Genomic DNA, 22230 nt, shown 5'->3' with positions numbered 1-22230 from the left:
TGACGCGTTGGTACGGGCTGTGAGCAATCAGAGCGTGAAACCGCGTCACGGCCATCGCGAGCAGGCTCGCTCCCACATTGGATTTGTGCACGACGCAAATTCCCTGTGGGAGCGAGCCTGCTCGCGAAGGGGCCGGTCCAAACACCGCAATCTACCCGACCTTAAAGCTGCTGCGCCAACACCTCAACCTGCTCCTGTCTCTCCGCCTGATTCAACTTCGCCTGCGTATTCAGCGACGACCACTGCGGGTGCGCCCGGGCCTTGTTTAACACCTCGGGCAGTTTTCCTTCGCGCCAGATCTTGTCCTGCGGCGTGGCGACCTGAATGCTGTCCATTGCCGCATGCCCGCGTGCGTTCAGCGCCTGCAACAACTGGCGCTGACGCAACGCCAACAACCGCAGCACACTGTCATCGATGGTCAGCTCTCGCTGACCTTTGATCTTGCCGATCAAGCGGCTGCCATAGCTGCGCGCGGTTTGCAGGGCGCCACCGGCAATCGCGCCGGCCAGTGCTGCCGCACCCAGGGTCAGACCACCCACCAGCAAGTCGACCCCGGCCCCGGCGGCTGCACCGGCCGCTATCCCGCTGCCGACCCGTACACCGAGCTGCTTCAGGGTTTCCGGGTTAAACAAATCATCGCCCCAACGCCCATCGAGCAGCGGCAAGTCACTGGCCGCCGCATCCTGTGGGCGGAAGGCGTACAGCTTGAGCAGCGCTTCAACGCAGCGTTGTTCGCGCTGACGCACGGCTTTGTGCAGTTCGTTGATGGCCTGTCGTTCTTGATCCGCATCGCTGGCGACGCTGCGCCGGCAGGCGGCGCAATCAATCAACAATTCGGCAATCAGCCGCACCGCGCTTTGTTGACGTGCGACGCGCTGAGCCTGTTGATCGGCGATCAAGCGTTCAAGCTGTTCACGGGAATTTTCCAGCAGCAGCGCGAGGCTTTCGTAGAGGCGACGTTCGCCATCCTCCGGCGGTGCGACGCTGTCGAAGCGAACCAAGGCGTGCAAGCCCAGACGCGCCAACGCTTCGCGCCAATCCGGCTCGCGATGCTGGGCGCTGCTGACGAAATTCAGCACCGGCAGCAGCGGCTTGCCGCAACTGGCCAGCACTTCCAGTTCATCGCGGTACTTGGCCAGCACCGGTTCGCGGGCGTCAATCACGTAGAGGCCGGCATCGCAGGTGAGCAGTTGCCGCAACACTTTGGCTTCCTGCTCAAAGCGCTGCCGGGCTTCACTGCCCTCAAGGAATCGCGCCAGGCGGGCCGGGCCGTCGAGGCGTTCGCCGGGTCGCTCCAGGCGTTCGAGGTAATCGAGCAGGGCGATGGCGTCTTCCAGGCCGGGGGTGTCGTAGAGGTCGAGCAATGGCTCGCCGTCCACCGACAAGCGTGCGCCTTCGACGTGGCGCGTGGTGCTGGGGCGATGGGACACTTCGCCGAAGCCGACATCGCGGGTCAAGGTGCGCAGCAATGAGGTTTTGCCGACGTTGGTGTGGCCGACCACGGCGAGTTTCAACGGGGCCTTCCAGGCGTTACTCATGACCGGTCTCCAGCCAGTTCATCGGCGCGCAATCGGCGAACGGTAATTCCAGCTGCTGCAATGCGATGTGCCAGTCACCCAGCCGTTCGGCGTCGAGCGCCTCGCCGGGCGGCGCTTGCAGCAGCCAGACGCGAGTGGCGGCGGCATTGCGCGCCAGTTCGGCGATCAACGCCAGGCTGCCACGGTCCGGCGAGCGCCGTGGATCGCAGGCGATGAGCAGGCGTGCGGGTGGAAAGCGGCTCAATTGTTCGAGGAGTCGGTGGCGCGATTCACGGCTGTCGAGAACCCCGGCGTTGCCCACGGTTTTCGGCAGTTGCGGTGGCCACGGACGTTGGTCATCGAGTTCGATGGCGACCAGCAGGGCACCGTCGCTTTGCTGGTCGGTGACACCGCTTTCGACGCGATGCAGTTTCTCTGGTGCGGCGTCACTGATGCCCAGGCGTTCGCTGGTGGGCATCAAGCGTTCACGCAATTGGGCGTAGCCGGGCAGGTTCAGGTCCAGCTGCAATTTCCCTTGGCCGGTTTTCCAGCGCCAGCGGCAAAACAGCATCAGCAGCAAGCGCGGTAGCACCCCGTAGATCAACAGGACACCGACCAGCCAGGCGGCCCAGGCCTGTCGGGCGCTTTCGATGTTCAGCGCGGCATCGCCGCTGGCGCGGATCATTTCCACGGTGGGCACGCTGAAACCGAGCAGTGCCGGAAGCGCGCCGAGGGCCTGGGTCATGGCGACGAATGTGTCGGCGCTCAAAATGGTGGTTTCCCAGACGAAACCGTAGCGCCGGGTCGCCATCAACGTCAGCAGAATCACCAGGGCGCTGAGCATCGCCAGCAGCCACAAACCGTTGACCAGCGTACCGACCGCCCAGCGATTGAGTTTGTGTCGTTGCAACAGCAGCAACAGCGCCGGGGCCAGTTGCGCGGCTTTGGCATCGCGGGCGAGTTTTTCGCTGAGCCACAACCATAAGCGCCCGAGGGTGGCGCCCTGTTCACCGGCGAATATCAGCCCCAGCGCCCAACTCAGCAACAGAATCAGGTTCAGCCCGAGCAAACTGCCCAAGGCCCAGAACACATTCACCGGGGTTTGCCCGTCGCCCATCGCGGCGAAGGCCAGGCCGGCGCCGCTGATCACGGCGAGCACCGCCATCACGATCAGCGCCAGTCGCGCACCTTGCAGCCAGTGTTGCAGGGCGTTGGCCAATCCATCGCGTTCGGCCAGCCACATGGCCCGCCGGTGAATCCGTGTCGGCAAGTCGCCGCCGGCGCTGCGGGCCAGGCGGTTGGCTTCCATGTCTTCCAGCGGGCCGGCGTGTTCTTCACGCAGGCGCACGGTTTCGGTCAGCCAGAGAGTTTGCAGTCCAGTCAGTTCAGTCACGCGCGATCCCATCGCTCCATTGAGCTGTGAGCATAACCGCTGTGGCGCTTATCGGGGTACGGATGGCTCTGGTATCCTCGCGGGCATGACTAAATTACTTCCCCTCAGCCTGATCGCAGCCCTCGGTGAAAACCGTGTGATCGGCGTCGACAACAGCATGCCCTGGCACTTGCCGGGGGACTTCAAATACTTCAAGGCCACCACCCTGGGCAAACCGATCATCATGGGTCGCAAGACCTGGGATTCCCTCGGTCGACCGCTGCCGGGCCGGTTGAACATCGTGGTCAGCCGTCAGGCGGATCTGGTGCTGGAAGGCGCCGAGGTTTACCCGTCGCTCGAAGCCGCGGTGGTTCGCGCCGAAGCATGGGCGAAGGAGCAGGGCGTCGATGAGCTGATGCTGATTGGCGGCGCGCAGTTGTATGCGCAGGGGATGGCCCAGGCGGACCGGTTGTACCTGACCCGCGTGGCGCTGAGCCCGGAAGGGGATGCGTGGTTTCCGGAGTTTGATTCGGGGCAGTGGAAGCTGGTGTCGAATGTTCCGAATCCGGCTGAAGGCGACAAGCCGGCGTACAACTTTGAGGTTTGGGAAAAAGCCTAAAAGCTTCGCGAGCAAGCCCGCTCCCACATTAGTCCTGCGACGAACACAGCATTTGTGAACACCTGAATTCAAATGTGGGAGCGGGCTTGCTCGCGAAGAGGCTCGCCCAGTCGCTGAAAGACTCAGGCGTGAGCCAACTCCGAATGCTCATCCGCATCCAGCAACTCTTTATCCGTCTGCTGCATGATCTGGCTGGTAATCGCCCCCGCCGTCATCGACCCGCTGACGTTCAGCGCCGTGCGCCCCATATCAATCAGCGGCTCGACCGAAATCAGCAACGCCACCAGTGACACCGGCAAGCCCATCGCCGGCAACACGATCAGCGCAGCAAATGTCGCACCACCGCCCACACCCGCCACACCGGCCGAGCTCAGCGTCACAATCGCCACCAACGTCGCGATCCACAGCGGGTCCAGCGGGTTGATACCCACGGTCGGCGCGACCATCACCGCCAACATCGCCGGGTACAGACCGGCACAGCCGTTCTGGCCAATGGTCGCGCCAAACGACGCGGCGAAGCTTGCGATGGATTGCGGAATGCCCAAACGGCGGGTCTGCGCTTCGATGCTCAACGGAATCGTCGCCGCGCTCGAGCGGCTGGTGAACGCAAACGTCAGCACCGGCCAGACTTTGCGGAAGAACCGCAGCGGGTTGATCCCGGCCGCTGACACCAGCAGGCCATGCACCACAAACATCAGGCCGAGGCCGATGTAAGACACCACGACAAAACTGCCGAGCTTGATGATGTCTTGCAGGTTGGAACCGGCGACCACTTTGGTCATCAGCGCCAGCACACCGTACGGGGTCAGCTTCATCACCAGACGCACCAGACGCATTACCAAGGCTTGCAGGGTGTCGATGGCGTTGATCACTTTCTGACCTTTCTCGACGTCATCCTTCAGCAATTGCAAAGCGGCGACGCCGAGGAACGCCGCAAAAATCACCACACTGATGATCGAGGTCGGTTTGGCGCGCGCCAGATCGGCAAACGGGTTTTGCGGGATGAACGAGAGCAACAGTTGCGGCACGTTCAGGTCTGCGACCTTGCCGGCGTAGTCGGTCTGGATGGTTTGCAGGCGCGCCATTTCCTGGGTGCCGGCCACCAGGCCTTCGGCGGTCAGGCCGAACAAGTTGGTCAAGCCGATGCCGATCAACGCCGCGATGGCGGTGGTGAACAGCAGCGTGCCAATGGTCAGGAAGCTGATCTTGCCCAATGACGACGCGTTGTGCAGACGGGCCACGGCGCTGAGGATCGAGGCGAACACCAGCGGGATCACGATCATTTGCAGCAACTGCACGTAACCGTTGCCCACCAGATCGAACCAGCCGATCGAGGCTTTCAAGACCGGATTGCCGGCGCCATAAACGGTGTGCAGCGCCACACCAAACACCACGCCCAACACCAGGGCGAGCAGGACTTTTTTCGCCAGGCTCCAGGTGGTGTGGCGGGTTTGGGCCAGGCCGAACAGCAGGGCGAGGAATACCAGCAGATTGAGGATCAGCGGCAGATTCATAAAAACTCCGATCAGACATGTGCCAGCTGCCTTCCGGGGCAGCCGCGAACCGGCAAGCCTAACAGCTTGATATCTAATGAATTAATACCAAAATCGGAGGTGAACTGTCGTTTTTGGAATAAGCCGGTGTCGCTGTCGGGGATGCAGTTGGCGCGATGGGTACGGTAGCGGTCGCTGACAGACGAGGACTGTCACACTTATTTGTTAGCGTCGATGTCTTTCACATTCAGGGAGAGTCGTAGATGAAATTCATACCAAAAATGCTGGCTGCAGCCATTTGCCTGGGCCTTGCCGGCCAGGCATTCGCCACCGACTTGAAACACTGGCCAGCCGATCAGGCCAAGGCGCTGGACGCAATGATTGCCGCCAACGCCAACAAAGGTAACTACGCGGTGTTCGACATGGACAACACCAGCTACCGCTACGACCTGGAAGAGTCGTTGCTGCCATTCATGGAGAACAAGGGCCTGATCACCCGCGACAAACTCGACCCTTCCCTGAAACTGATTCCGTTCAAGGACACCGCCGACCACAAGGAAAGCCTGTTCAGCTACTACTACCGTCTCTGCGAAATTGACGACATGGTGTGTTACCCATGGGTCGCGCAAGTGTTCTCGGGCTTCACGCTCAAAGAACTCAAAGGTTATGTCGACGAGTTGATGGCCTCCGGTAAACCGGTGCCGGCCACTTATTACGAAGGCGACGTGGTCAAAAAACTCGACGTCAACCCGCCGAAAGTCTTCACCGGCCAGGCCGAGCTGTACAACAAGCTGATGGAGAACGGCATCGAGGTCTATGTGATGACCGCCGCCTCCGAAGAGCTGGTGCGCATGGTCGCTTCCGATCCGAAGTACGGCTACAACGTCAAACCGCAGAACGTCATCGGCGTGAGCCTGCTGCTGAAGGACCCGAAGTCCGGCGAACTGACCACCGCGCGCAAGCAGATCACTGCTGGCAAGTATGACGAGAAGGCCAACCTCGGCCTCGAGCTGACTCCATACCTGTGGACCCCGGCGACCTGGATGGCTGGCAAGCAAGCGGCAATCCTGACTTACATCGATGAGTGGAAAAAGCCGGTGCTGGTGGGCGGCGATACCCCGAGCAGCGATGGTTACATGCTGTTCCACAGCGTTGACGTGGCCAAGGGCGGCATTCACTTGTGGGTTAACCGCAAGGACAAATACATGACCCAGATTAACGGCATGATGGCCAAGAACGCCGCGGCCCAGGCCAAGGAAGGGCTTGAGGTTACGGCGGACAAGAATTGGGTGATCGTGAAGCCTGAAGAGATCCAGTAAGCGCCAAAAATCTAAATGTGGGAGCGGGCTTGCTCGCGAAGGGGCCAGCACTTTCAACATCAATGTTGAATGTCAGACCGCTTTCGCGAGCAAGTCCGCTCTCACATTTAACCGAGTACAACAAAGATGCCCCGCACTTGGCGGGGCATTTTTATTTCTGCGATTGACGCTTACAACCCGTCGAGCATCGCCTTGTTGCGCACGGCACCCTTGTCGGCGCTGGTCGCCAGCAGGGCGTAGGCTTTCAGTGCAGTGGTCACCTTGCGTGGACGTTTTTCCACAGGCTTCCAGCCTTTCTGATCCTGCTCGGCACGACGCCCGGCCATTTCTTCGTCGCTGATCAACAGGTTGATCGAGCGGTTCGGAATGTCGATCAGCACTTTGTCGCCGTCCTGCACCAGGCCAATCGCGCCACCCGCTGCCGCTTCTGGCGAAGCGTGGCCGATGGACAGGCCCGAGGTGCCGCCCGAGAAGCGGCCGTCGGTGAGCAGGGCGCAGGCTTTGCCCAGGCCTTTGGATTTCAGGTAAGACGTCGGGTACAGCATTTCCTGCATGCCCGGGCCGCCTTTCGGGCCTTCGTAACGAATGATCACGATGTCGCCGGCCTTCACTTCGTCAGCGAGGATGCCGCGTACGGCGCTGTCCTGGCTTTCGAAGATCTTGGCGTTGCCTTCGAAGACGTGGATCGACTCGTCGACGCCTGCGGTTTTCACCACGCAGCCATCCAGCGCGATGTTGCCGTAGAGAACGGCCAGGCCGCCTTCTTTCGAGTAAGCGTGTTCGACACTGCGGATGCAGCCGTTTTCACGGTCGTCGTCGAGGGTTTCCCAACGGGTCGACTGGCTGAACGCGGTCTGCGTCGGAATGCCTGCCGGGCCGGCCTTGAAGAAGTGATGCACGGCTTCGTCGTCAGTCTGGGTGATGTCCCACTTGGCGATGCCTTCGGCCAAAGTCTTGCTGTGCACGGTCGGCAGGTCGGTGTGCAGCAGGCCGCCACGGGCCAGCGAGCCGAGGATGCTGAAGATCCCGCCGGCGCGGTGCACGTCTTCCATGTGGTACTTCTGGATGTTCGGCGCGACTTTGCACAGTTGCGGCACGTGACGGGACAGACGGTCGATGTCGCGCAGGTCGAAATCGATCTCGGCTTCCTGGGCGGCGGCCAGCAAGTGCAGGATGGTGTTGGTGGAGCCGCCCATGGCGATGTCCAGCGTCATGGCGTTTTCGAACGCCTTGAAGTTGGCGATGTTGCGCGGCAGTACCGACTCGTCGTTCTCGGTGTAATAACGCTTGCACAGCTCGACGATGGTGCGCCCGGCCTGCAGGAACAATTGCTCGCGGTCGCTGTGGGTGGCCAGGGTCGAACCGTTGCCCGGCAATGCCAGGCCCAGGGCTTCGACCAGGCAGTTCATCGAGTTGGCGGTGAACATGCCGGAGCACGAACCGCAGGTCGGGCAGGCGCTGCGCTCGTACTCAGCGACTTTCTCGTCAGAAGCGCTGGAGTCGGCGGCGATCACCATGGCGTCGACGAGGTCGAGACCGTGGCTGGCCAGTTTGGTCTTGCCGGCTTCCATCGGGCCGCCGGAAACGAAGATCACCGGGATGTTCAGGCGCAGGGACGCCATCAGCATGCCAGGGGTGATCTTGTCGCAGTTGGAGATGCAGACGATGGCGTCGGCGCAGTGGGCGTTGACCATGTACTCGACGGAGTCGGCGATGATCTCGCGGCTCGGCAGCGAATACAGCATGCCGTCGTGGCCCATGGCGATGCCGTCATCCACGGCGATGGTGTTGAATTCTTTTGCCACACCGCCAGCGCGTTCGATCTCGCGGGCGACCAGTTGGCCCAGGTCCTTGAGGTGGACGTGGCCCGGTACGAACTGGGTGAAGGAGTTGGCAATGGCGATGATCGGCTTTTTGAAGTCGTCATCTTTCATCCCCGTAGCGCGCCACAGTGCGCGGGCGCCGGCCATGTTGCGGCCGTGGGTGGATGTTTTCGAGCGGTAATCAGGCATGAAGCACTCCGGGCGGCTAATCAGGTATCAAAAGGGAAGTGAGCTTCTATTGACGTCTGGAACACTCAGAAATGGCCGTGTGTCCGGAAGTTGCCGATAACTTTGCGGGATCGCCGCGCGCTTCAGCTTGAGCTCATAAACCCGCCGGGGGATGACTGGCGATGAATGTCGCGATTCTACACGGCTGGCGTCAGGAGGGAATGGCTGCCGCTTTGGAGATAGCGCTGACAAGACGTGTGGACAGGGTTATCGGCGATTGATCACGACGTTCAAGCCGATACCCACCGCACTCAACATCAAAAAGCACACGGCCAGGGCCGTGGTCAGGTAGGCGCTGGCCAGGTTGATCACGGCACTGATCAGGCCGCCACACATGAAAATCAGCAGGCTGCCGGCCGAGGTCGCGGTACCGGCGTGTTGGGGGTAGAGGCTCATCGCCCTGGAGTTGGCGATGGGGCGGCAAATGGTGGTGCCAGCGGTACAGATCAGCATGGGAATCAGAACCGTGGCGGCGGACAGGCCAAACTGCCAGACCAGCCATGGCATCACCAGGCCCGAGAGCGCAATCAGGCCCAGGCCGATATTGATTTGCCGGCCGCCCTCCAGATGGCGATGCAGGAGGCTGGCGATAATCCCGCCGACCACATACGCGGCGCCATACAGCAACAGCGCCCAGGCGAACTGGTAGGCGGACAGGTTCAGGTGCTCCATGAACAGGAGTGGTGAAATGACGATGAACGAGAAATGGCAGGCGAAGGCGAGACCGGATATCAGCCAGTAACCCGTAAAGCGGATGTCGCTCAGCAGCAACCAATAAACGCTGAAGAATCGCCGGGACGATGGAGCACTGCTACGGCTTTCCTTCAGCAGGAAGCAGGACCTCAACCAGACAATAATGGCCAGGCCGATGAAAACATAAAAACTGCCCTGCCAGCCCACATGCAACTGTAGCCAGGTGCCGATCAGCGGCGAACTGGAGATGAAAATCCCGCCGGCGGTGGCCATCCAGATTCGCAGTCGTTCCAGTTCGCGGCCAGCGAACAGGTCCTGGACCAGTGCCTGCGACAAGGCAAACGAGCCGCAGCCCATCGCCTGAACAACGCGAAAGACCAGAAACCAGGTGTAATCGCTGACGAGCAGACAACCCGTTGCACCCACGGCAGCCAGAGCAATGCCCCCTAGCAGCAGTTTTTTGCGGCCGAACCTGTCGGACAACGGCCCGATCAGCAGCAGTGAAAACGCCAGGCCAATGGCAAAGAGGCTGACGGACAACGCTATATCGACAGGCGTAGTGCGGAAGTGGTCGGAGAGCGCGGGAAAGGACGGGAGCACGACGTCGAGGGGGAAAACAGCAAGCAGCGTCATGGTCATCAACAGAATGACCATGGCCCGGCCTTCTTTGACCTGGGGTGCTTCGATAACTTTATTCATCAAGAAGCCCGGCTCTGGTGAAGAGTTGCCGGTTGTAAGGCAGGTCGAAGAACCCGGCGTTTTTCAGGGCGCTCAGGGTCGCGCTGGCGCCCGAACGGGTCCGTTGCAGCGTGGCTTGCGCATCGGACAGTCCTTCAGTGATTTCCAGGCAGACTGCTTCCCTGAGGCCGACGCTGCGAAAGCTTGCCCTCAGCCAGTGCTCATCGACTTCAAAGAAAACCCGAATGAGCTCCGGCAGCAGACCCGCGCAGAACAGGCGTTGGGCGCTGGTCAGGTGCAGCCACAGGTAATGGAACACTTCGCAGAAATAGCGACTGTGTCGCGCCTCGTCGGCAAGGTGGTCCCTGAGCATTTCCTGAACGCCGTCCACCAACGCATCGCGGCAGATGTCGAGTAGATCCTTGGCGATGATCGTTTCGGAGACGAAACCGGTGAGGAACCAGGCCAGTGGCTTGTGCCGGTCAGGTGTGCGTTCGAGCAGGGCGTGCAGCCGGGTGATTCGCTGCGGCATGACGGGTCGATCGAACAGGCCGTAGAACGCGGCAATCTGCTCGGCGAGGCCGTTGGAAAAGAGCGCGTGATAGCCCTCGTCGGTGTAGAGCTGCAGCGCAGCGTTTTTCATCCGCTGTGGAATGCTCACACCCAGTTCGTCATGGACGATGGTTTCGACAGATCGATTGACGATGCGATGTTCGAGCAAGGTGGTGTAGTCGAGGAAATACACCAGATGATTGGCCGACAGTCGATGAGTGATCGCGCGGCCGGCGTCTTTCACGGCCGGGTGATTCAAATAAGGCAGGAAGGCCGGCGGGAACCAATGTCGGGTTTCCAGTTGCTGTTCAATATCGGGCGGCAATAAATAGCTATGTTTGCTGGTTCGCACTGCGGCGCGGTTATCCCAGTCGCCGAGGGTAAAGCGATCGGCCCAGCCAGTGGGAAGCATTGCCTGTTCGAGGCGCGTGTCGGTCATGACTGCGAGTCCTGACGGTTCAGCAGCGTTTTCAGTTCCTTGCACAGCGGGTCCCCGTCGCTGTTGCCGCAACCGACAAAAAACAAAGGCTGTTCTGCGCTGTCATTGAGGCCGAGAAGCGTCTCGACCTGATCATCGGTCAGGGCGCCGGTCAGCCAAGTGTTAAAGCCGAGCGAGGTGGCCAGCAACTGGAAGGTCTGGGAAATATGCCCAGCTTCAACGTAGGCCATTCGATAGGCGCGCGAGTGTTCATATTTCCACCACAGCTTGTCGAATCGACTGGTGATGAACAGGCCAACCGGCAGGTTATTGATGAAGTGTTGCCCGCACAGCAGTTGCCCCAGTGGTCGATCTGGCAGCGAGTTGACGAAGCTCAACGCATGTTCGGTTGGATGGTAGGCATAGAGCCCAGGTTTGAGGCCGCTGACGTTTTGCACGAGCAGGAAGCCTTCACAGGCGTTTAGCCCCCCCCCGGAGGGGCTGGTGCGGCGGGCGCCAAGTCCTTCGGCGACGTTTTCGTCGACGTCGTCCTCACGTTCTCGCAAGTAACCGAGGGACAAGTAGAGCAACGTGCTGACCGCTTCGAGCGAGAGGGGCTCGCTGGTGAAGGTACGGCAGGTTTTTCGGTCGATCAGGGCATTTGCCAGAGTGCCTTGTGGCAGGCATCCAGGTTTGGGCAATGAAATCTTTTCGTCTGCCAGACGTTCCGCCAGACGGGTGTCCGGGGTCGGTGTGGCCAGCACTTCGCTGCAATGGTTCAGATATTCTCTGGACCATTCATGAATATCTTGTGGGGTATGTTGGCAAGGGATGTTCTTGGTGCCGATATGAAATATTTTCGACAGATCATCCCAGCCCCATTCAATTAGAGTGGGGGTTGAAGTCGTGAGTATTCCTGCTTCAAGAAGTTGGGTGTCTATACTGTTGTTACGATTGAACTTGTTCGGGTTGTTGATCAATTCTGCAAGTCGTGTTGAATAGTCAAGATCCAGTTCGTACTGTTTGTGATTTTTGTAATCCCACACTATTTGATCGGGCGTGCGCGGAAGTATGAAAAGATAAGGGTTTATCTGCATGATGGGCGATTCACTCTGGGTTTTTCGTAGAGAACGCTGGGTAGCCGGCACTCCCCAGCGCTTCATTTACTTAGCGGGCTTTCGGCGCAACCAGAAAAGCCAGGTTGGCGATGGTGTTTGCTTCCAGAGTAATTGCTTTCATCTTTGTAACTCCTTGTCATTGATAATGAGCGTCACTTCAATGTGACAACTCAATCATAGTTGGTAATGAATTCTTATCAAGGAGAGATTGAGTAGGAATGTTCTAGTTATTTTGTCGGATCAATCGAAATGACCCTTAGATTTTGTAAGGCGTATTCTCCAAAGTGCAAAGCACAGAGAAACGTCCTGCAAGTCGCAAGGATTGCAAGTGTAAGAAGTTGTAGGAATGAACATCGAATAATAGGACGGGGAGCCGATCGGCTCCCCGTCAAACCGCGCAATCAGCTGTTTGGCAGCAGGCGGCAGGTGATGCTCTTGATGTAGCGGGTTTCAGCGATGGCCGGGTGAACCGGGTGATCCGGGCCTTGAGCGCCACGCTCCAGCAACTGGATGTTGCGGTCCAGGTGACGGGCGCTGGTCAGCAGGATGTTTTGCAGGTCGTCTTCTGGCAGGTGCATCGAGCACGAAGCGCTGACCAGGATGCCGTCCTTGCTGAGCAGGCGCATGGCTTGCTCGTTCAGGCGGCGGTAGGCGCCTTCGCCGTTCTTCATGTCTTTCTTGCGTTTGATGAACGCCGGCGGGTCGGCCACGATCACGTCGAAACGTTCTTCGCTGGCTTTCAGCTCTTTGAGGGCTTCGAACACGTCGCCTTCAATGCAGGTCATTTTGTCGGCGAAACCGTTCAGCGCGGCGTTACGCTCGACGCCGTCGAGGGCGAAGGCCGACGCGTCGACGCAGAACACTTCACTGGCGCCGAAGGCGGCTGCTTGCACGCCCCAGCCACCGATGTAGCTGTACAGGTCGAGCACGCGTTTGCCTTTGGCATACGGGGCCAGGCGTGCGCGGTTCATGCGGTGGTCGTAGAACCAGCCGGTTTTCTGGCCTTGCATGACCGGTGCTTCGAATTTCACGCCGTTCTCTTCCAGCGCTACCCACTCCGGCACCAGGCCGAACACGGTTTCGACGTAGCGGTTGAGGCCTTCGGCATCACGGGCGGCGGAGTCATTCTTGAACAGAATGCCGCTTGGCTTGAGCACTTGGGTCAACGCGGCGATCACGTCTTCTTTATGAGCTTCCATGGTCGCCGAGGCGATCTGTACCACGAGGATGTCGCCGAAACGGTCGACCACCAGGCCTGGCAGCAGGTCGGAGTCACCGTAGACGAGGCGATAGAACGGCTTGTCGAACAGGCGATCGCGCAGCGACAGGGCGACGTTGATACGGTGAACGAGCAACGACTTGTCCAGCGGCAACTTGATGTCGCGCGACAGCAGGCGGGCGCAGATCAGGTTGTTCGGGCTCATGGCAACGATGCCCAGCGGCTTGCCGCCGGCGGCTTCGAGGATCGCCTGATCACCGGCCTTGAAGCCGTGCAATGGAGTGGCGGCGACATCGATTTCGTTGCTGTAGACCCACAAGTGGCCGTTTCGCAGGCGACGGTCGGCGTTGGCTTTGAGGCGCAGGCTAGGCAGGGACATGACGTCGCTCCGGAAAAAAGAGCGGGAGTATAGCGTGTTGCGCAAGGCCCCGGTTTGATGGATGGACATGCGGTGAAGGCGCGCCAAAGATGAAACTTCAGCAGATGTACCCTCCAAGGTGTCGGATCCAACTTTTAGAAGCTAGAATCTGCGCCTGGCCCAGAGTGTGTACTTATGTCCCAAGAGCTGACTACCGAACAGATTCAACAGTCCCTGCAAGGCATCAGCGTGCCCGCCCAGCCGCAAATCATGGTGGATTTGCAGATGGAGCAGTACATGCCCGACCCGGACCTGGAAGTGATCGCCAAACTGATCTCCCAAGACCCGGGCCTCTCTGGCGCCTTGCTGAAGATCGTCAACTCGCCGTATTACGGCTTGAGCAACAAGATCGCCTCGATCCAGCGCGCAGTGAATCTGCTGGGCAGTCGCTCAATCATCAACCTGATCAACGCGCAGTCGATCAAGGGTGAGATGAATGACGACACCATCGTCACGCTGAACCGCTTCTGGGACACGGCTCAGGATGTGGCGATGACCTGCCTGACGCTGGCCAAGCGCATTGGTGCCCAGGCGGGCGACGAAGCGTACGCGCTGGGCCTGTTCCACGACTGCGGCGTGCCGCTGATGCTGCAGCGTTTCCCCAACTACATGACCGTTCTGGAAGAGGCGTATGCCAACGCCAGCGCCGAATGCCGGATAGTGGACACCGAGAACCGCGTGTTCAACACCAACCACGCCGTGGTCGGTTACTACACCGCCAAATCCTGGCGCCTGCCGGACCATGTGACCGCCGCGATCGCCAATCACCACAACGCGTTGGCGATTTTCAGCGATGAGTCGTCGCGCAATGCCCAGCTCAAGAACTTGCTGGCGATCCTCAAGATGGCCGAACACATTTGTGCGTCCTACCGGGTGTTGGGCAACCAGAATGAAGACCACGAATGGAACAGCATCGGGCATCTGGTGCTCGACTATGTCGGCCTCTCGGATTACGACTTCGAGACGCTCAAGCAAACCATTCGCGACCTCGGCGCTCACCGTTGAGTGCTGGATAGCCTGATTCGAGTGCACCATGCCTGAACTGCCGGAAGTCGAAACCACCCGCCGCGGAATTGCGCCGCACCTCGAGGGCCAACGGGTCAGCCGGGTGATCGTGCGTGACCGGCGCCTGCGCTGGCCGATTCCCGAAGACCTTGATGTGCGGTTGTCCGGGCAGCGCATCGTGCTGGTGGAACGGCGCGCCAAGTACCTGCTGATCAATGCCGAAGTCGGCACGTTGATCAGCCATCTGGGCATGTCGGGGAATTTGCGGCTGGTGGAAGCCGGCCTGCCGGCGGCCAAGCATGAGCACGTGGATATCGAACTGGAATCCGGCCTGGCGCTGCGTTACACCGACCCGCGACGGTTTGGCGCGATGCTCTGGAGCCTTGACCCGCTCAACCACGAACTGCTGATTCGCCTGGGGCCGGAGCCATTGACCGACCTGTTCGACGGCGAGCGTCTGTTTCAACAGTCACGTGGGCGTTCCATGGCAATCAAGCCGTTCATCATGGATAACGCCGTGGTGGTGGGCGTCGGCAATATCTACGCGACCGAAGCGCTGTTCGCCGCCGGCATCGATCCGCGCCGCGAAGCCAAGAGCATTTCCCGGGCGCGTTATTTGAAACTGGCGATAGAAATCAAACGCATCCTCGCCGCCGCCATCGAGCGCGGCGGCACCACGTTGCGCGACTTTATCGGCGGTGACGGCCAACCGGGTTACTTCCAGCAGGAACTGTTCGTGTATGGCCGGGGCCATGAGCCCTGCAAGGTCTGCGGCACAGAACTTCGGGATGTGAAGCTCGGGCAGCGCGCCAGCGTCTTTTGCCCCCGCTGTCAGAGCTGAAAACTCCCACGGTCTATAGTCAGTGTTCTCACTGCCTCGCATAAGGACCGTGCCATGAACCTGTTTCGAACCCTTGTCGTTGTCTGCTTGCTCGGCGCCAATGCCGGCGCGCTGGCAGCAAACAATGGCAGCGGCGACCCGCTCTACACCATCCAGAATCCCCCGGCGTACGCCATGATCGGTGATTTGCTGATTGCCCGACCGTTGCTGGTCGTGGCGACGGTGATTGGTGCTGGTGTGTTTGTGGTGTCGTTGCCGTTTACCGCACTCGGTGGTGGCGTTGGCGACGCGGGGCAGGCGTTGGTGGTTGACCCGGCGAAAGCGGCGTTTGTACGGTGTCTGGGGTGTATCGGGGAGGGGTTTGAGCAGCGGGAGTGACAGCCTTTGGATTTTCTGTGTGGCTGATGGCGCCTTCGCGAGCAAGCCCGCTCCCACATTAGACCGCGATCAAATGTGGGAGCGGGCTTGCTCGCGAAGGCGTCTGAACAGGCTCTACAAAACTATCTGACTCAAGCCTTGCCGGTAATCTTCCGGTACTTCTCCATCAACTCGTCTTCAGTCTCCGGATGCGCTTCGTCCAGCGGAATGCAATCCACCGGGCACACTTGCTGGCACTGAGGTTCGTCGTAGTGGCCGACACACTGCGTGCACAGGTTCGGGTCGATCACATAGATCTCTTCGCCTTGGGAAATGGCGGCGTTCGGGCACTCGGGTTCGCAGACGTCGCAGTTGATGCAATCGTCGGTGATGATCAGGGACATGCTAACTCCAGCCAGGGCGACAGGCCCGGGCGCAATAAACCAATGCGCGCAATTGTGCCGCATTGGCGCCCGCAGTGCACGCGGGCGCCGCTTGAGCGGTCTTTACTTCTTGAAGCGCTCAGTAAGAGCGTCGGCCACCGCAGGGTGGACGAATTTGGTGATATCACCGCCCAGCGCCGCGATTTCACGGACCAGCGTCGAGGAAATGAACGAATAACGCTCGGAAGGCGTAAGAAACAGGCTTTCCACATCCGGCGCGAGCTGACGGTTCATGTTGGCCAGCTGGAATTCGTATTCGAAGTCCGACACCGCACGCAAGCCACGCAGGAACACGTTGGCGTTCTTCTCTTTGGCGAAGTGCGCGAGCAGCGTCGAGAAACCGACGACTTCAACGTTCGGCAGATGTTTAGTGACCTCGCGGGCCAGCTCCACACGCTGTTCCAGAGGAAACAACGGGTTTTTCTTGGGGCTGGCGGCGACGGCAATGATCACATGATCGAACAGGCGCGCGGCGCGTTCGACCAAGTCGCCATGGCCCTTGGTAATAGGGTCGAAGGTACCTGGGTACAACACTCGGTTCATCGCGTCGTCCTGGCGGGAGTCCGTTGGGGAGTCGGATGGTATCGCAGCCTTCCCGGTCGGCCAAGTCGCCTGTTGGGTAAGAAAGCACTATAGACGATACGAATATTCTCCCTTTTCATGGGTTTTTCAAACGTTCGGCCAGGGAAGTGGCCAGTTGCGCGGTCAGCCCGTACACCGACAACTGCGGGTTTGCGCCAATGCTGGTGGGGAACAGCGAGCCGTCATGGATCGACAGATTGCTCAGCTGGTGATGACGGCCGAGGCTGTCAGTCACGGCGTTTTTCGGGTCTTCGCCCATCGCACAACCGCCCATTACGTGGGCGCTGCCCAGGCGCGTGCGATACAACTCAAGGCTCAAGCCATCGATCAACGTGCGCGCTTCAGCCAGGGTTTTCACGTAGCGAGCATCGGCGTGCATCGGCATCACTGATTTGGCGCCACCGGCGAACTGGATCTCGGCCATGCTGTGGAAGGCCCGGCGCAAACCGTCCCAGGCGTAAGGCGAGACTTGATAGTCGAGCACGGGCGTGTTGTCACCGCGCAGTTCGACGCTGCCGCCGGGGCTGTCCGGATGGAAACCGTCGCGCAACAACGCAAGCATGGCGTGGGTATGCGGCAGGTGCTCCATGTGCTGGGCGTTTTCCTTGCCAAAACCGCCGAGCAGGGTCGTCGCCAGTGCCGGGTGCAGGGGCGGGACTTCAAGTTTGTAGGCCATCTTGCCGGTGGTGCCGTCCTGCCATTGGAAATGGTCGGAATAGATCGACTGTGGCGCGCCGTAGAACGGGTTGATCACCTCGTCGAACAGCCCGGCGGACATGTTCACCAAATGCAGGAACGTGCGTTTGCCCAGACGCTTGTGCGGATCCGGTGCCTCAGAACGCAGGAGCAGCGCCGGGCTGTTGATCCCGCCGCCGGCGAGTACGTAGTGGCGCGCCTTGACCGTGATCGTGCGTCCGATCGGTGCGACGCAACGGTCGTCCATCGCCACGCATTGCAGGCCAGTGACCTTGCCGTCCTTGATCGACAGCTTTTCGGCGCGGGCCAGGTACAGCAGCTCGCCACCTTTTTCCAGGGTCGCCGGAATGGTCGTGACCAGCATCGATTGCTTGGCGTTGGTCGGGCAGCCCATGCCGCAATAGCCGAGGTTCCAGCAGCCACGCACGTTGCGCGGGATAACGTGCCAGCTGTAGCCGAGTTTTTCACAGCCTTTGCGGATCACGTCGTTGTTGGCGTTGGGCGGCACCCTCCACGGCGCGACGCCGAGGCGTTGTTCCATTTTTTCGAACCAGGGCGCCATTTCGGCAGGCGAGTGGCCTTTTACATCGTGTTCGCTGGCCCAGTGTTCGAGCGTTGGGGTGGGTGTGCGAAAGCTCGAAGTCCAGTTGATCAGCGTGGTGCCGCCCACCGCGCGGCCCTGGAGGATGGTGATTGCGCCATCCTTGCTCATGCGCCCGATGCCTTCCTGATAGAGGCTGGTGTAGGCCTGGTCTTCGAGCATCTTGAAGTCGCTGCTGGTCTTGAGCGGGCCCTCTTCGATCAACAGCACTTTGTAGCCGGCCGCGCTGAGGATTTCCGCCGTGGTGCCGCCGCCGGCACCGCTGCCGATGATCGCCACGTCCGCTTCGAGGGTCAGGTCTTGGGTCAGTTGCGCGCCGTTGTAGGTTTTCCAGCCACGGGACAGGCCTTCTCGGAACGGGTCGGGTACAGGCATTCTCAGGTTCTCTTGTAGTTGTTTTTTGGGTGTTCTTGCGGGCGCCATCGCGAGCAGGCTCGCTCCCACAGGGGGACGCAATCTCATGTGGGAGCGAGCCTGCTCGCGATAGGGTCGACTCGGTTTCAGACTGTAGGCGGCCCGGGATACCCGCAATGCACCCACGATTCGGCCCGGGTGTACCACGCCATCATCACCAGTTGCAGCAACGAGCTATGCCCCATGCGCAACAAGCTCAACGAACTGTTTTCCCAGCGATCAAGAAAATGCCGGATCTCATCACCACTGGCATTTTCCCAACTACCCCAGATCCCGGTCAGCGGCCCGCGCGTCACGGCCATCCCCAACACATCGAACAGTTGCTGAGTCAGCCTGAGCATTTCCGGCGACAGGTGATTCAGGCTGTTATCCAGGCAGTGCAGGGTCTGGTCGACCGATGCCGGCATTTTTTCGGCAGCGACCGCACCCTCGAGCATCACCGGGATCAGTGCACGCAAAAACAGCAGGTCGCTGCTGCGCAGGATCACGAAACCGTTCGCCGCGGTGCTCGACGAGCAGCCGCTGAGGCTTGCGCCCAACCCGGCGGTAGCCAGGAAGGCGCTGGCGCCGAGGCTGAATTTCAGCAGGCCGCGCCGTGACAGCGCGGGTGTATCGGTCAGGCTTGGGCTCATTATTGTTATTACCCGATGGTGGTGATCGTTAGCGGATGAACAGCTTCTGGATCAGTTTCTGGATGGATTTTCCGTACGGCGGGTAGATCAGCTTTGAGGCATTGAAGCGCTGCTTGATCAACACCCCTTTGGCCTTGCTGAAGGTCAGGAAGCCTTCGTGGCCGTGGTAATGGCCCATGCCCGATGCACCGATGCCACCGAACGGCATATCGTCCTGCGCGACGTGCAGCAGCGTGTCGTTGAGGCAGACACCACCGGAGTGGGTTTCGTGGAGCACACGGTTCTGTTCGCGTTTGTCGTAGCCGAAGTAGTACAGCGCCAGTGGGCGAGGGCGTTGGTTGATGTAGGCAAAGGCCTCATCCAGGTGCTTGTACGGCACGATTGGCAGCAGCGGGCCGAAGATTTCGTCCTGCATCACGGTCATGTCGTCGGTGACGTTGAGCAGCAGACTATGGCTCATGCGCCGGCCCTGACCCTGATCGAACAGCGGAATCAACAGCGCACCTTTGCTGGTGGCATCGCTGATGTAGCCGTTGAGACGCGCCAGTTGCCGCTCGTTGATGATGGCGGTGTAGTCCGGGTTGTCAGCCAGTGTCGGATAAAACCCGCGAACCACCTGACGATAGGCTTCGACGAAACTACCGACGCGGTCTTCCGGCACCAGCACGTAGTCCGGGGCCACGCAGGTTTGCCCGGCGTTCAGGGTCTTGCCGAAGGCGATGCGTTCGGCGGCGTCTTTCAGCGGTACGTCATGGGACACAATGGCCGGGGACTTGCCACCGAGTTCGAGGGTCACCGGGGTGAGGTTCTCGGCCGCCGCACGCATCACGTGTTTGCCGATGCTGGTGGCGCCGGTGAACAGCAGGTGGTCGAAACGCAGGCGAGAGAACGCGACACCAACGTCGGCTTCACCCAGCACCACGCACACCAGGTCTTGAGGGAAGACCCGGGCGAGCAACTCCTTGAGCAGCAAACCGGTGGCCGGGGTCGATTCGCTGAGTTTGAGCATCACCCGATTACCGGCCGACAGCGCGCCCACCAATGGGCCGATGGCCAGGTACAGCGGGTAGTTCCACGGCACGATCACGCCGACCACGCCCAGCGGTTGGTAAACGACTTTGGCCGCCGCCGGTTGAAAAGCGATGCCGACCTTGCGCCGCGAGTCTTTCATCCAGCCTTTGAGGTGCTGGCTGGCGTAATGAATGCCGTGCAGGCTGGGCATCAGTTCGGCGAGCAGGGTTTCGTCGGCGCTTCGATGGCTGAAATCCTGGCTGATCGCCTCGATCAGTGCCTGGCGTTCATTGCTCAACAGGTCGCGCAGGGCTTTGAGCCATTGCTGGCGCTGGGCGGCCGGCGGCATCGGGTTGGCGGCGTAAGCGGAGCGCTGGGCGTCGAACAGGGTCTGCAGTTCTTCCAGAGGCTGATTCAGGTTCTGAAGGTAGGCGATGTCAGCAGTCATTGTCGGCTCCGGATTTATTGTAATGAGTGACTTTTTAGAGTCTATGCTCTAGAAAGTCAAATGACATCCTGGAACAGCATTGTTTTATCCACTCGCGGATAGGTCGTAAGATGCCTGTCATCGCACTCTGAATTAAAGCTCAAGCCATGGCCCCTCGGATCAAAACCAGCGAGCGCATCGTGCAGAACAGCCTGGAGCTGTTCAATCAGCAGGGTGAGCGCAGCATCAGCACCAACCACATTGCTGCCCACATGGAAATTTCACCGGGCAACCTGTACTACCACTTCCCCAACAAGCAGGCGATCATCGCCGTGTTGTTCAGTGAGTACGAAAGCCTGGTGGACAGCTTTCTGCGCCCGCCGCAGGGGCGTGCGTCGACGGTGGACGACAAGCGCTTCTACCTTCAGGAGTTGCTGGCGGCGATGTGGCGCTACCGGTTTTTGCATCGCGATCTCGAGCACTTGCTCGACAGCGATCCGGAACTCGCCGCCCGTTACCGACGGTTTTCCCAGCGCTGCCTGATCCATGGGACGCACATCTATGCGGGCTTCGTCGAGGCCGGCATCCTGCAGATGGACAAGGTCCAGATCGAGTCCCTGACACTGAATGCGTGGATCATCCTGACGTCCTGGGTGCGATTCCTGTGCACCACGCGGGAAAACTCCAATCACTTGAGCGAGCAAGCCATTAAACGGGGCGTGTATCAGGTGCTGGTGCTTGAGGCCGGTTTCGTCACGGATCAGGCGCGCGATGCCGTGGATGCGCTGTACGAAGAGTTTTACGTGCCGTTGGCCCAAGCCCTTGAGGAAGTGCAGTAGGATCGAACACCGACTTATTCACAGGAGCCCGCTATGCCCATTGCGCAACTGATCAGCCCGCAAGCACTGGACCTGAAAAAGGACCAGCCGGGGCTGGTGATTCTCGATTGTCGTTTTGCCCTCGAAGACCCGGATTACGGCCAGCGCAGCTATGCCGAAGGGCACATCGCCGGTTCGAAGTTTGCCGATCTCGAGCGTGATTTGAGCGGGACGGTGGTCAAGGGCGTGACCGGGCGTCATCCGCTGCCTGAAGCGGATGACTTGATCGAGCGCCTGCAAGCCTGGGGCATCAACCCCGACAGCGAAGTGGTTTTGTACGATGACGGTCCCGGTGCCTTTGCGGCGCGGGCCTGGTGGTTACTGGCATGGCTGGGCAAGCGTGACGGCGTGTTTATTCTGGATGGCGGGCTCAAGGCCTGGCATGCGGCGGGTTTGCCGCTCAGTCTGGATGCGTGCGACACCAAACGGGGCACCTTCAGCGGGACGCCGGACAACGCGCTGGTCTTGAGTACGCAACAGCTTGAGCAGCGTCTCGGCCAACCTGAGTTGACCTTGCTCGATGCCCGCGGCTTGCCGCGTTTCAAAGGCGAAGTGGAACCGATTGATCCGATAGCCGGGCACATTCCGGGGGCGCAATGTGCGGCGTTTACCGACAACCTTGGCGGCGATGGGCGGTTTTTGCCGGCTGATCAGCTCAAGCAGCGATTTGCCGCGAAACTTGGTGATCGCTCGCCGACCGATCTGGTGGCGTACTGCGGGTCGGGCGTAACGGCTTGCCATAACCTGTTTGCGCTGTGCCTGGCGGGTTATCCGTTGGCTTCGTTGTATGCCGGTTCGTGGAGCGAGTGGATCAACGATCCCTCACACGGCGTCGCTATCGGCGAATAAACACAGATCCCAATGCTCCCACACTGG

20 protein-coding genes are annotated in these 22230 nt (G+C 60.2%); 7 read left to right on the top strand and 13 right to left on the bottom strand.

Annotated features, from left to right (window positions below):
- Window positions 1-161: 161 nt before the first annotated feature.
- A complete protein-coding gene (locus tag BK660_RS20070) occupies window positions 162-1538 on the bottom strand; it encodes a GTPase/DUF3482 domain-containing protein (protein ID WP_123434762.1) in 1377 nt (458 codons plus the stop codon).
- Window positions 1531-2910 (bottom strand): DUF2868 domain-containing protein, encoded by a 1380-nt coding sequence (locus BK660_RS20065; protein WP_123434914.1) that lies wholly within the window; start codon window positions 2908-2910, stop codon window positions 1531-1533. The genes BK660_RS20070 and BK660_RS20065 overlap by 8 nt, the downstream gene beginning before the upstream one ends.
- 85 nt (window positions 2911-2995) lie before the next feature.
- Between BK660_RS20065 and BK660_RS20060 the strand changes: the two genes are divergently transcribed.
- Window positions 2996-3508 carry a dihydrofolate reductase gene (locus BK660_RS20060; RefSeq protein WP_123434761.1) on the top strand — a complete coding sequence of 171 codons (513 nt, stop codon included), beginning with the start codon at window positions 2996-2998 and terminating at the stop codon, window positions 3506-3508.
- Between the two features lie 122 nt (window positions 3509-3630).
- On the opposite strand, the gene BK660_RS20055 is transcribed toward BK660_RS20060, so the two are convergent.
- Window positions 3631-5022, bottom strand: a complete 1392-nt coding sequence (locus tag BK660_RS20055; protein ID WP_123434760.1) for an L-cystine transporter — start codon at window positions 5020-5022, stop codon at window positions 3631-3633.
- A 242-nt stretch (window positions 5023-5264) separates the two neighbouring features.
- On the opposite strand from BK660_RS20055, the gene BK660_RS20050 reads away from it, so the two are divergent.
- Window positions 5265-6320, top strand: a complete 1056-nt coding sequence (locus BK660_RS20050; protein WP_123434759.1) for an HAD family hydrolase — start codon at window positions 5265-5267, stop codon at window positions 6318-6320.
- 170 nt (window positions 6321-6490) lie between these two features.
- Here the strand turns inward: BK660_RS20050 and ilvD are convergent, their stop codons facing one another.
- The 5 genes from ilvD to BK660_RS20025 form a co-directional block, all read right to left on the bottom strand.
- A complete protein-coding gene (gene ilvD, locus BK660_RS20045) occupies window positions 6491-8332 on the bottom strand; it encodes a dihydroxy-acid dehydratase (protein WP_027926529.1) in 1842 nt (613 codons plus the stop codon).
- Window positions 8333-8578: 246 nt separating this feature from the next.
- A complete protein-coding gene (locus BK660_RS20040; RefSeq protein WP_123434758.1) occupies window positions 8579-9763 on the bottom strand; it encodes an MFS transporter in 1185 nt (394 codons plus the stop codon).
- Entirely contained in the window at window positions 9756-10733 is a 978-nt protein-coding gene (locus tag BK660_RS20035; RefSeq protein WP_123434757.1) for a diiron oxygenase, read from the bottom strand. Before BK660_RS20035 ends, BK660_RS20040 begins: the two co-directional genes overlap by 8 nt.
- Window positions 10730-11809 (bottom strand): SagB family peptide dehydrogenase, encoded by a 1080-nt coding sequence (locus BK660_RS20030; RefSeq protein WP_123434756.1) that lies wholly within the window; start codon window positions 11807-11809, stop codon window positions 10730-10732. Before BK660_RS20030 ends, BK660_RS20035 begins: the two co-directional genes overlap by 4 nt.
- A 422-nt stretch (window positions 11810-12231) precedes the next feature.
- On the bottom strand, window positions 12232-13428 hold the full coding sequence (locus BK660_RS20025; protein WP_007945535.1) for a class I SAM-dependent rRNA methyltransferase: 1197 nt from the start codon (window positions 13426-13428) through the stop codon (window positions 12232-12234).
- Between the two features lie 228 nt (window positions 13429-13656).
- Between BK660_RS20025 and BK660_RS20020 the strand changes: the two genes are divergently transcribed.
- The 3 genes from BK660_RS20020 to BK660_RS20010 are packed head-to-tail and all read left to right on the top strand — an operon-like array spanning window position 13657 to window position 15691.
- Window positions 13657-14472 carry an HDOD domain-containing protein gene (locus BK660_RS20020; RefSeq protein WP_185045158.1) on the top strand — a complete coding sequence of 272 codons (816 nt, stop codon included), beginning with the start codon at window positions 13657-13659 and terminating at the stop codon, window positions 14470-14472.
- A gap of 28 nt (window positions 14473-14500) precedes the next feature.
- The gene (mutM, locus tag BK660_RS20015; protein WP_123434754.1) at window positions 14501-15313 is read left to right on the top strand and encodes a bifunctional DNA-formamidopyrimidine glycosylase/DNA-(apurinic or apyrimidinic site) lyase; all 813 of its coding nucleotides are present in this window, start codon (window positions 14501-14503) and stop codon (window positions 15311-15313) included.
- A 54-nt stretch (window positions 15314-15367) separates the two neighbouring features.
- Window positions 15368-15691: a multidrug transporter gene (locus BK660_RS20010; RefSeq protein ID WP_123434753.1), complete on the top strand. Its 324-nt coding sequence runs from the start codon at window positions 15368-15370 to the stop codon at window positions 15689-15691.
- Between the two features lie 131 nt (window positions 15692-15822).
- Here BK660_RS20010 and BK660_RS20005 read toward each other — a convergent pair whose 3' ends face one another.
- The 5 genes from BK660_RS20005 to BK660_RS19985 form a co-directional block, all read right to left on the bottom strand.
- Window positions 15823-16074, bottom strand: coding sequence for a YfhL family 4Fe-4S dicluster ferredoxin (locus BK660_RS20005; protein WP_007945532.1), 252 nt, complete (start codon window positions 16072-16074; stop codon window positions 15823-15825).
- A gap of 102 nt (window positions 16075-16176) precedes the next feature.
- Window positions 16177-16656, bottom strand: a complete 480-nt coding sequence (coaD, locus tag BK660_RS20000) for a pantetheine-phosphate adenylyltransferase (protein WP_007945531.1) — start codon at window positions 16654-16656, stop codon at window positions 16177-16179.
- 115 nt (window positions 16657-16771) lie between these two features.
- Entirely contained in the window at window positions 16772-18367 is a 1596-nt protein-coding gene (locus tag BK660_RS19995) for a GMC family oxidoreductase (protein ID WP_123434752.1), read from the bottom strand.
- 125 nt (window positions 18368-18492) lie between these two features.
- Window positions 18493-19038: a twin-arginine translocation pathway signal protein gene (locus BK660_RS19990; RefSeq protein ID WP_123434751.1), complete on the bottom strand. Its 546-nt coding sequence runs from the start codon at window positions 19036-19038 to the stop codon at window positions 18493-18495.
- A gap of 28 nt (window positions 19039-19066) precedes the next feature.
- Window positions 19067-20497: a coniferyl aldehyde dehydrogenase gene (locus BK660_RS19985; RefSeq protein ID WP_123434750.1), complete on the bottom strand. Its 1431-nt coding sequence runs from the start codon at window positions 20495-20497 to the stop codon at window positions 19067-19069.
- A 146-nt stretch (window positions 20498-20643) separates the two neighbouring features.
- Here BK660_RS19985 and BK660_RS19980 point away from each other — a divergent pair, with 146 nt between their 5' ends.
- Window positions 20644-21315 (top strand): TetR/AcrR family transcriptional regulator, encoded by a 672-nt coding sequence (locus tag BK660_RS19980; RefSeq protein WP_123434749.1) that lies wholly within the window; start codon window positions 20644-20646, stop codon window positions 21313-21315.
- 33 nt (window positions 21316-21348) lie between these two features.
- Window positions 21349-22203 (top strand): sulfurtransferase, encoded by an 855-nt coding sequence (locus tag BK660_RS19975; protein WP_123434748.1) that lies wholly within the window; start codon window positions 21349-21351, stop codon window positions 22201-22203.
- Window positions 22204-22230: the final 27 nt, after the last annotated feature.

This window comes from Pseudomonas brassicacearum, from assembly GCF_003732265.1.
Lineage (GTDB): Bacteria > Pseudomonadota > Gammaproteobacteria > Pseudomonadales > Pseudomonadaceae > Aquipseudomonas > Aquipseudomonas brassicacearum_D.
This window is presented reverse-complemented; position numbering and strand designations above follow the sequence as displayed.

Excerpts from the sequence above, each read along its gene's own strand:
- BK660_RS19995 (WP_123434752.1), bottom strand. The coding sequence starts at position 18,367 with ATGCCTGTACCCGACCCGTTCCGAGAAGGCCTGTCCCGTGGCTGGAAA.
- BK660_RS20025 (WP_007945535.1), bottom strand. The coding sequence starts at position 13,428 with ATGTCCCTGCCTAGCCTGCGCCTCAAAGCCAACGCCGACCGTCGCCTG.
- BK660_RS20060 (WP_123434761.1), top strand. The coding sequence starts at position 2,996 with ATGACTAAATTACTTCCCCTCAGCCTGATCGCAGCCCTCGGTGAAAAC.
- BK660_RS20050 (WP_123434759.1), top strand. The coding sequence starts at position 5,265 with ATGAAATTCATACCAAAAATGCTGGCTGCAGCCATTTGCCTGGGCCTT.
- BK660_RS20055 (WP_123434760.1), bottom strand. The coding sequence starts at position 5,022 with ATGAATCTGCCGCTGATCCTCAATCTGCTGGTATTCCTCGCCCTGCTG.
- BK660_RS19975 (WP_123434748.1), top strand. The coding sequence starts at position 21,349 with ATGCCCATTGCGCAACTGATCAGCCCGCAAGCACTGGACCTGAAAAAG.
- BK660_RS20030 (WP_123434756.1), bottom strand. The coding sequence starts at position 11,809 with ATGCAGATAAACCCTTATCTTTTCATACTTCCGCGCACGCCCGATCAA.
- BK660_RS19980 (WP_123434749.1), top strand. The coding sequence starts at position 20,644 with ATGGCCCCTCGGATCAAAACCAGCGAGCGCATCGTGCAGAACAGCCTG.
- BK660_RS20010 (WP_123434753.1), top strand. The coding sequence starts at position 15,368 with ATGAACCTGTTTCGAACCCTTGTCGTTGTCTGCTTGCTCGGCGCCAAT.
- BK660_RS20040 (WP_123434758.1), bottom strand. The coding sequence starts at position 9,763 with ATGAATAAAGTTATCGAAGCACCCCAGGTCAAAGAAGGCCGGGCCATG.
- BK660_RS20005 (WP_007945532.1), bottom strand. The coding sequence starts at position 16,074 with ATGTCCCTGATCATCACCGACGATTGCATCAACTGCGACGTCTGCGAA.
- BK660_RS20035 (WP_123434757.1), bottom strand. The coding sequence starts at position 10,733 with ATGACCGACACGCGCCTCGAACAGGCAATGCTTCCCACTGGCTGGGCC.
- ilvD (WP_027926529.1), bottom strand. The coding sequence starts at position 8,332 with ATGCCTGATTACCGCTCGAAAACATCCACCCACGGCCGCAACATGGCC.
- coaD (WP_007945531.1), bottom strand. The coding sequence starts at position 16,656 with ATGAACCGAGTGTTGTACCCAGGTACCTTCGACCCTATTACCAAGGGC.
- BK660_RS20070 (WP_123434762.1), bottom strand. The coding sequence starts at position 1,538 with ATGAGTAACGCCTGGAAGGCCCCGTTGAAACTCGCCGTGGTCGGCCAC.
- mutM (WP_123434754.1), top strand. The coding sequence starts at position 14,501 with ATGCCTGAACTGCCGGAAGTCGAAACCACCCGCCGCGGAATTGCGCCG.
- BK660_RS19985 (WP_123434750.1), bottom strand. The coding sequence starts at position 20,497 with ATGACTGCTGACATCGCCTACCTTCAGAACCTGAATCAGCCTCTGGAA.
- BK660_RS19990 (WP_123434751.1), bottom strand. The coding sequence starts at position 19,038 with ATGAGCCCAAGCCTGACCGATACACCCGCGCTGTCACGGCGCGGCCTG.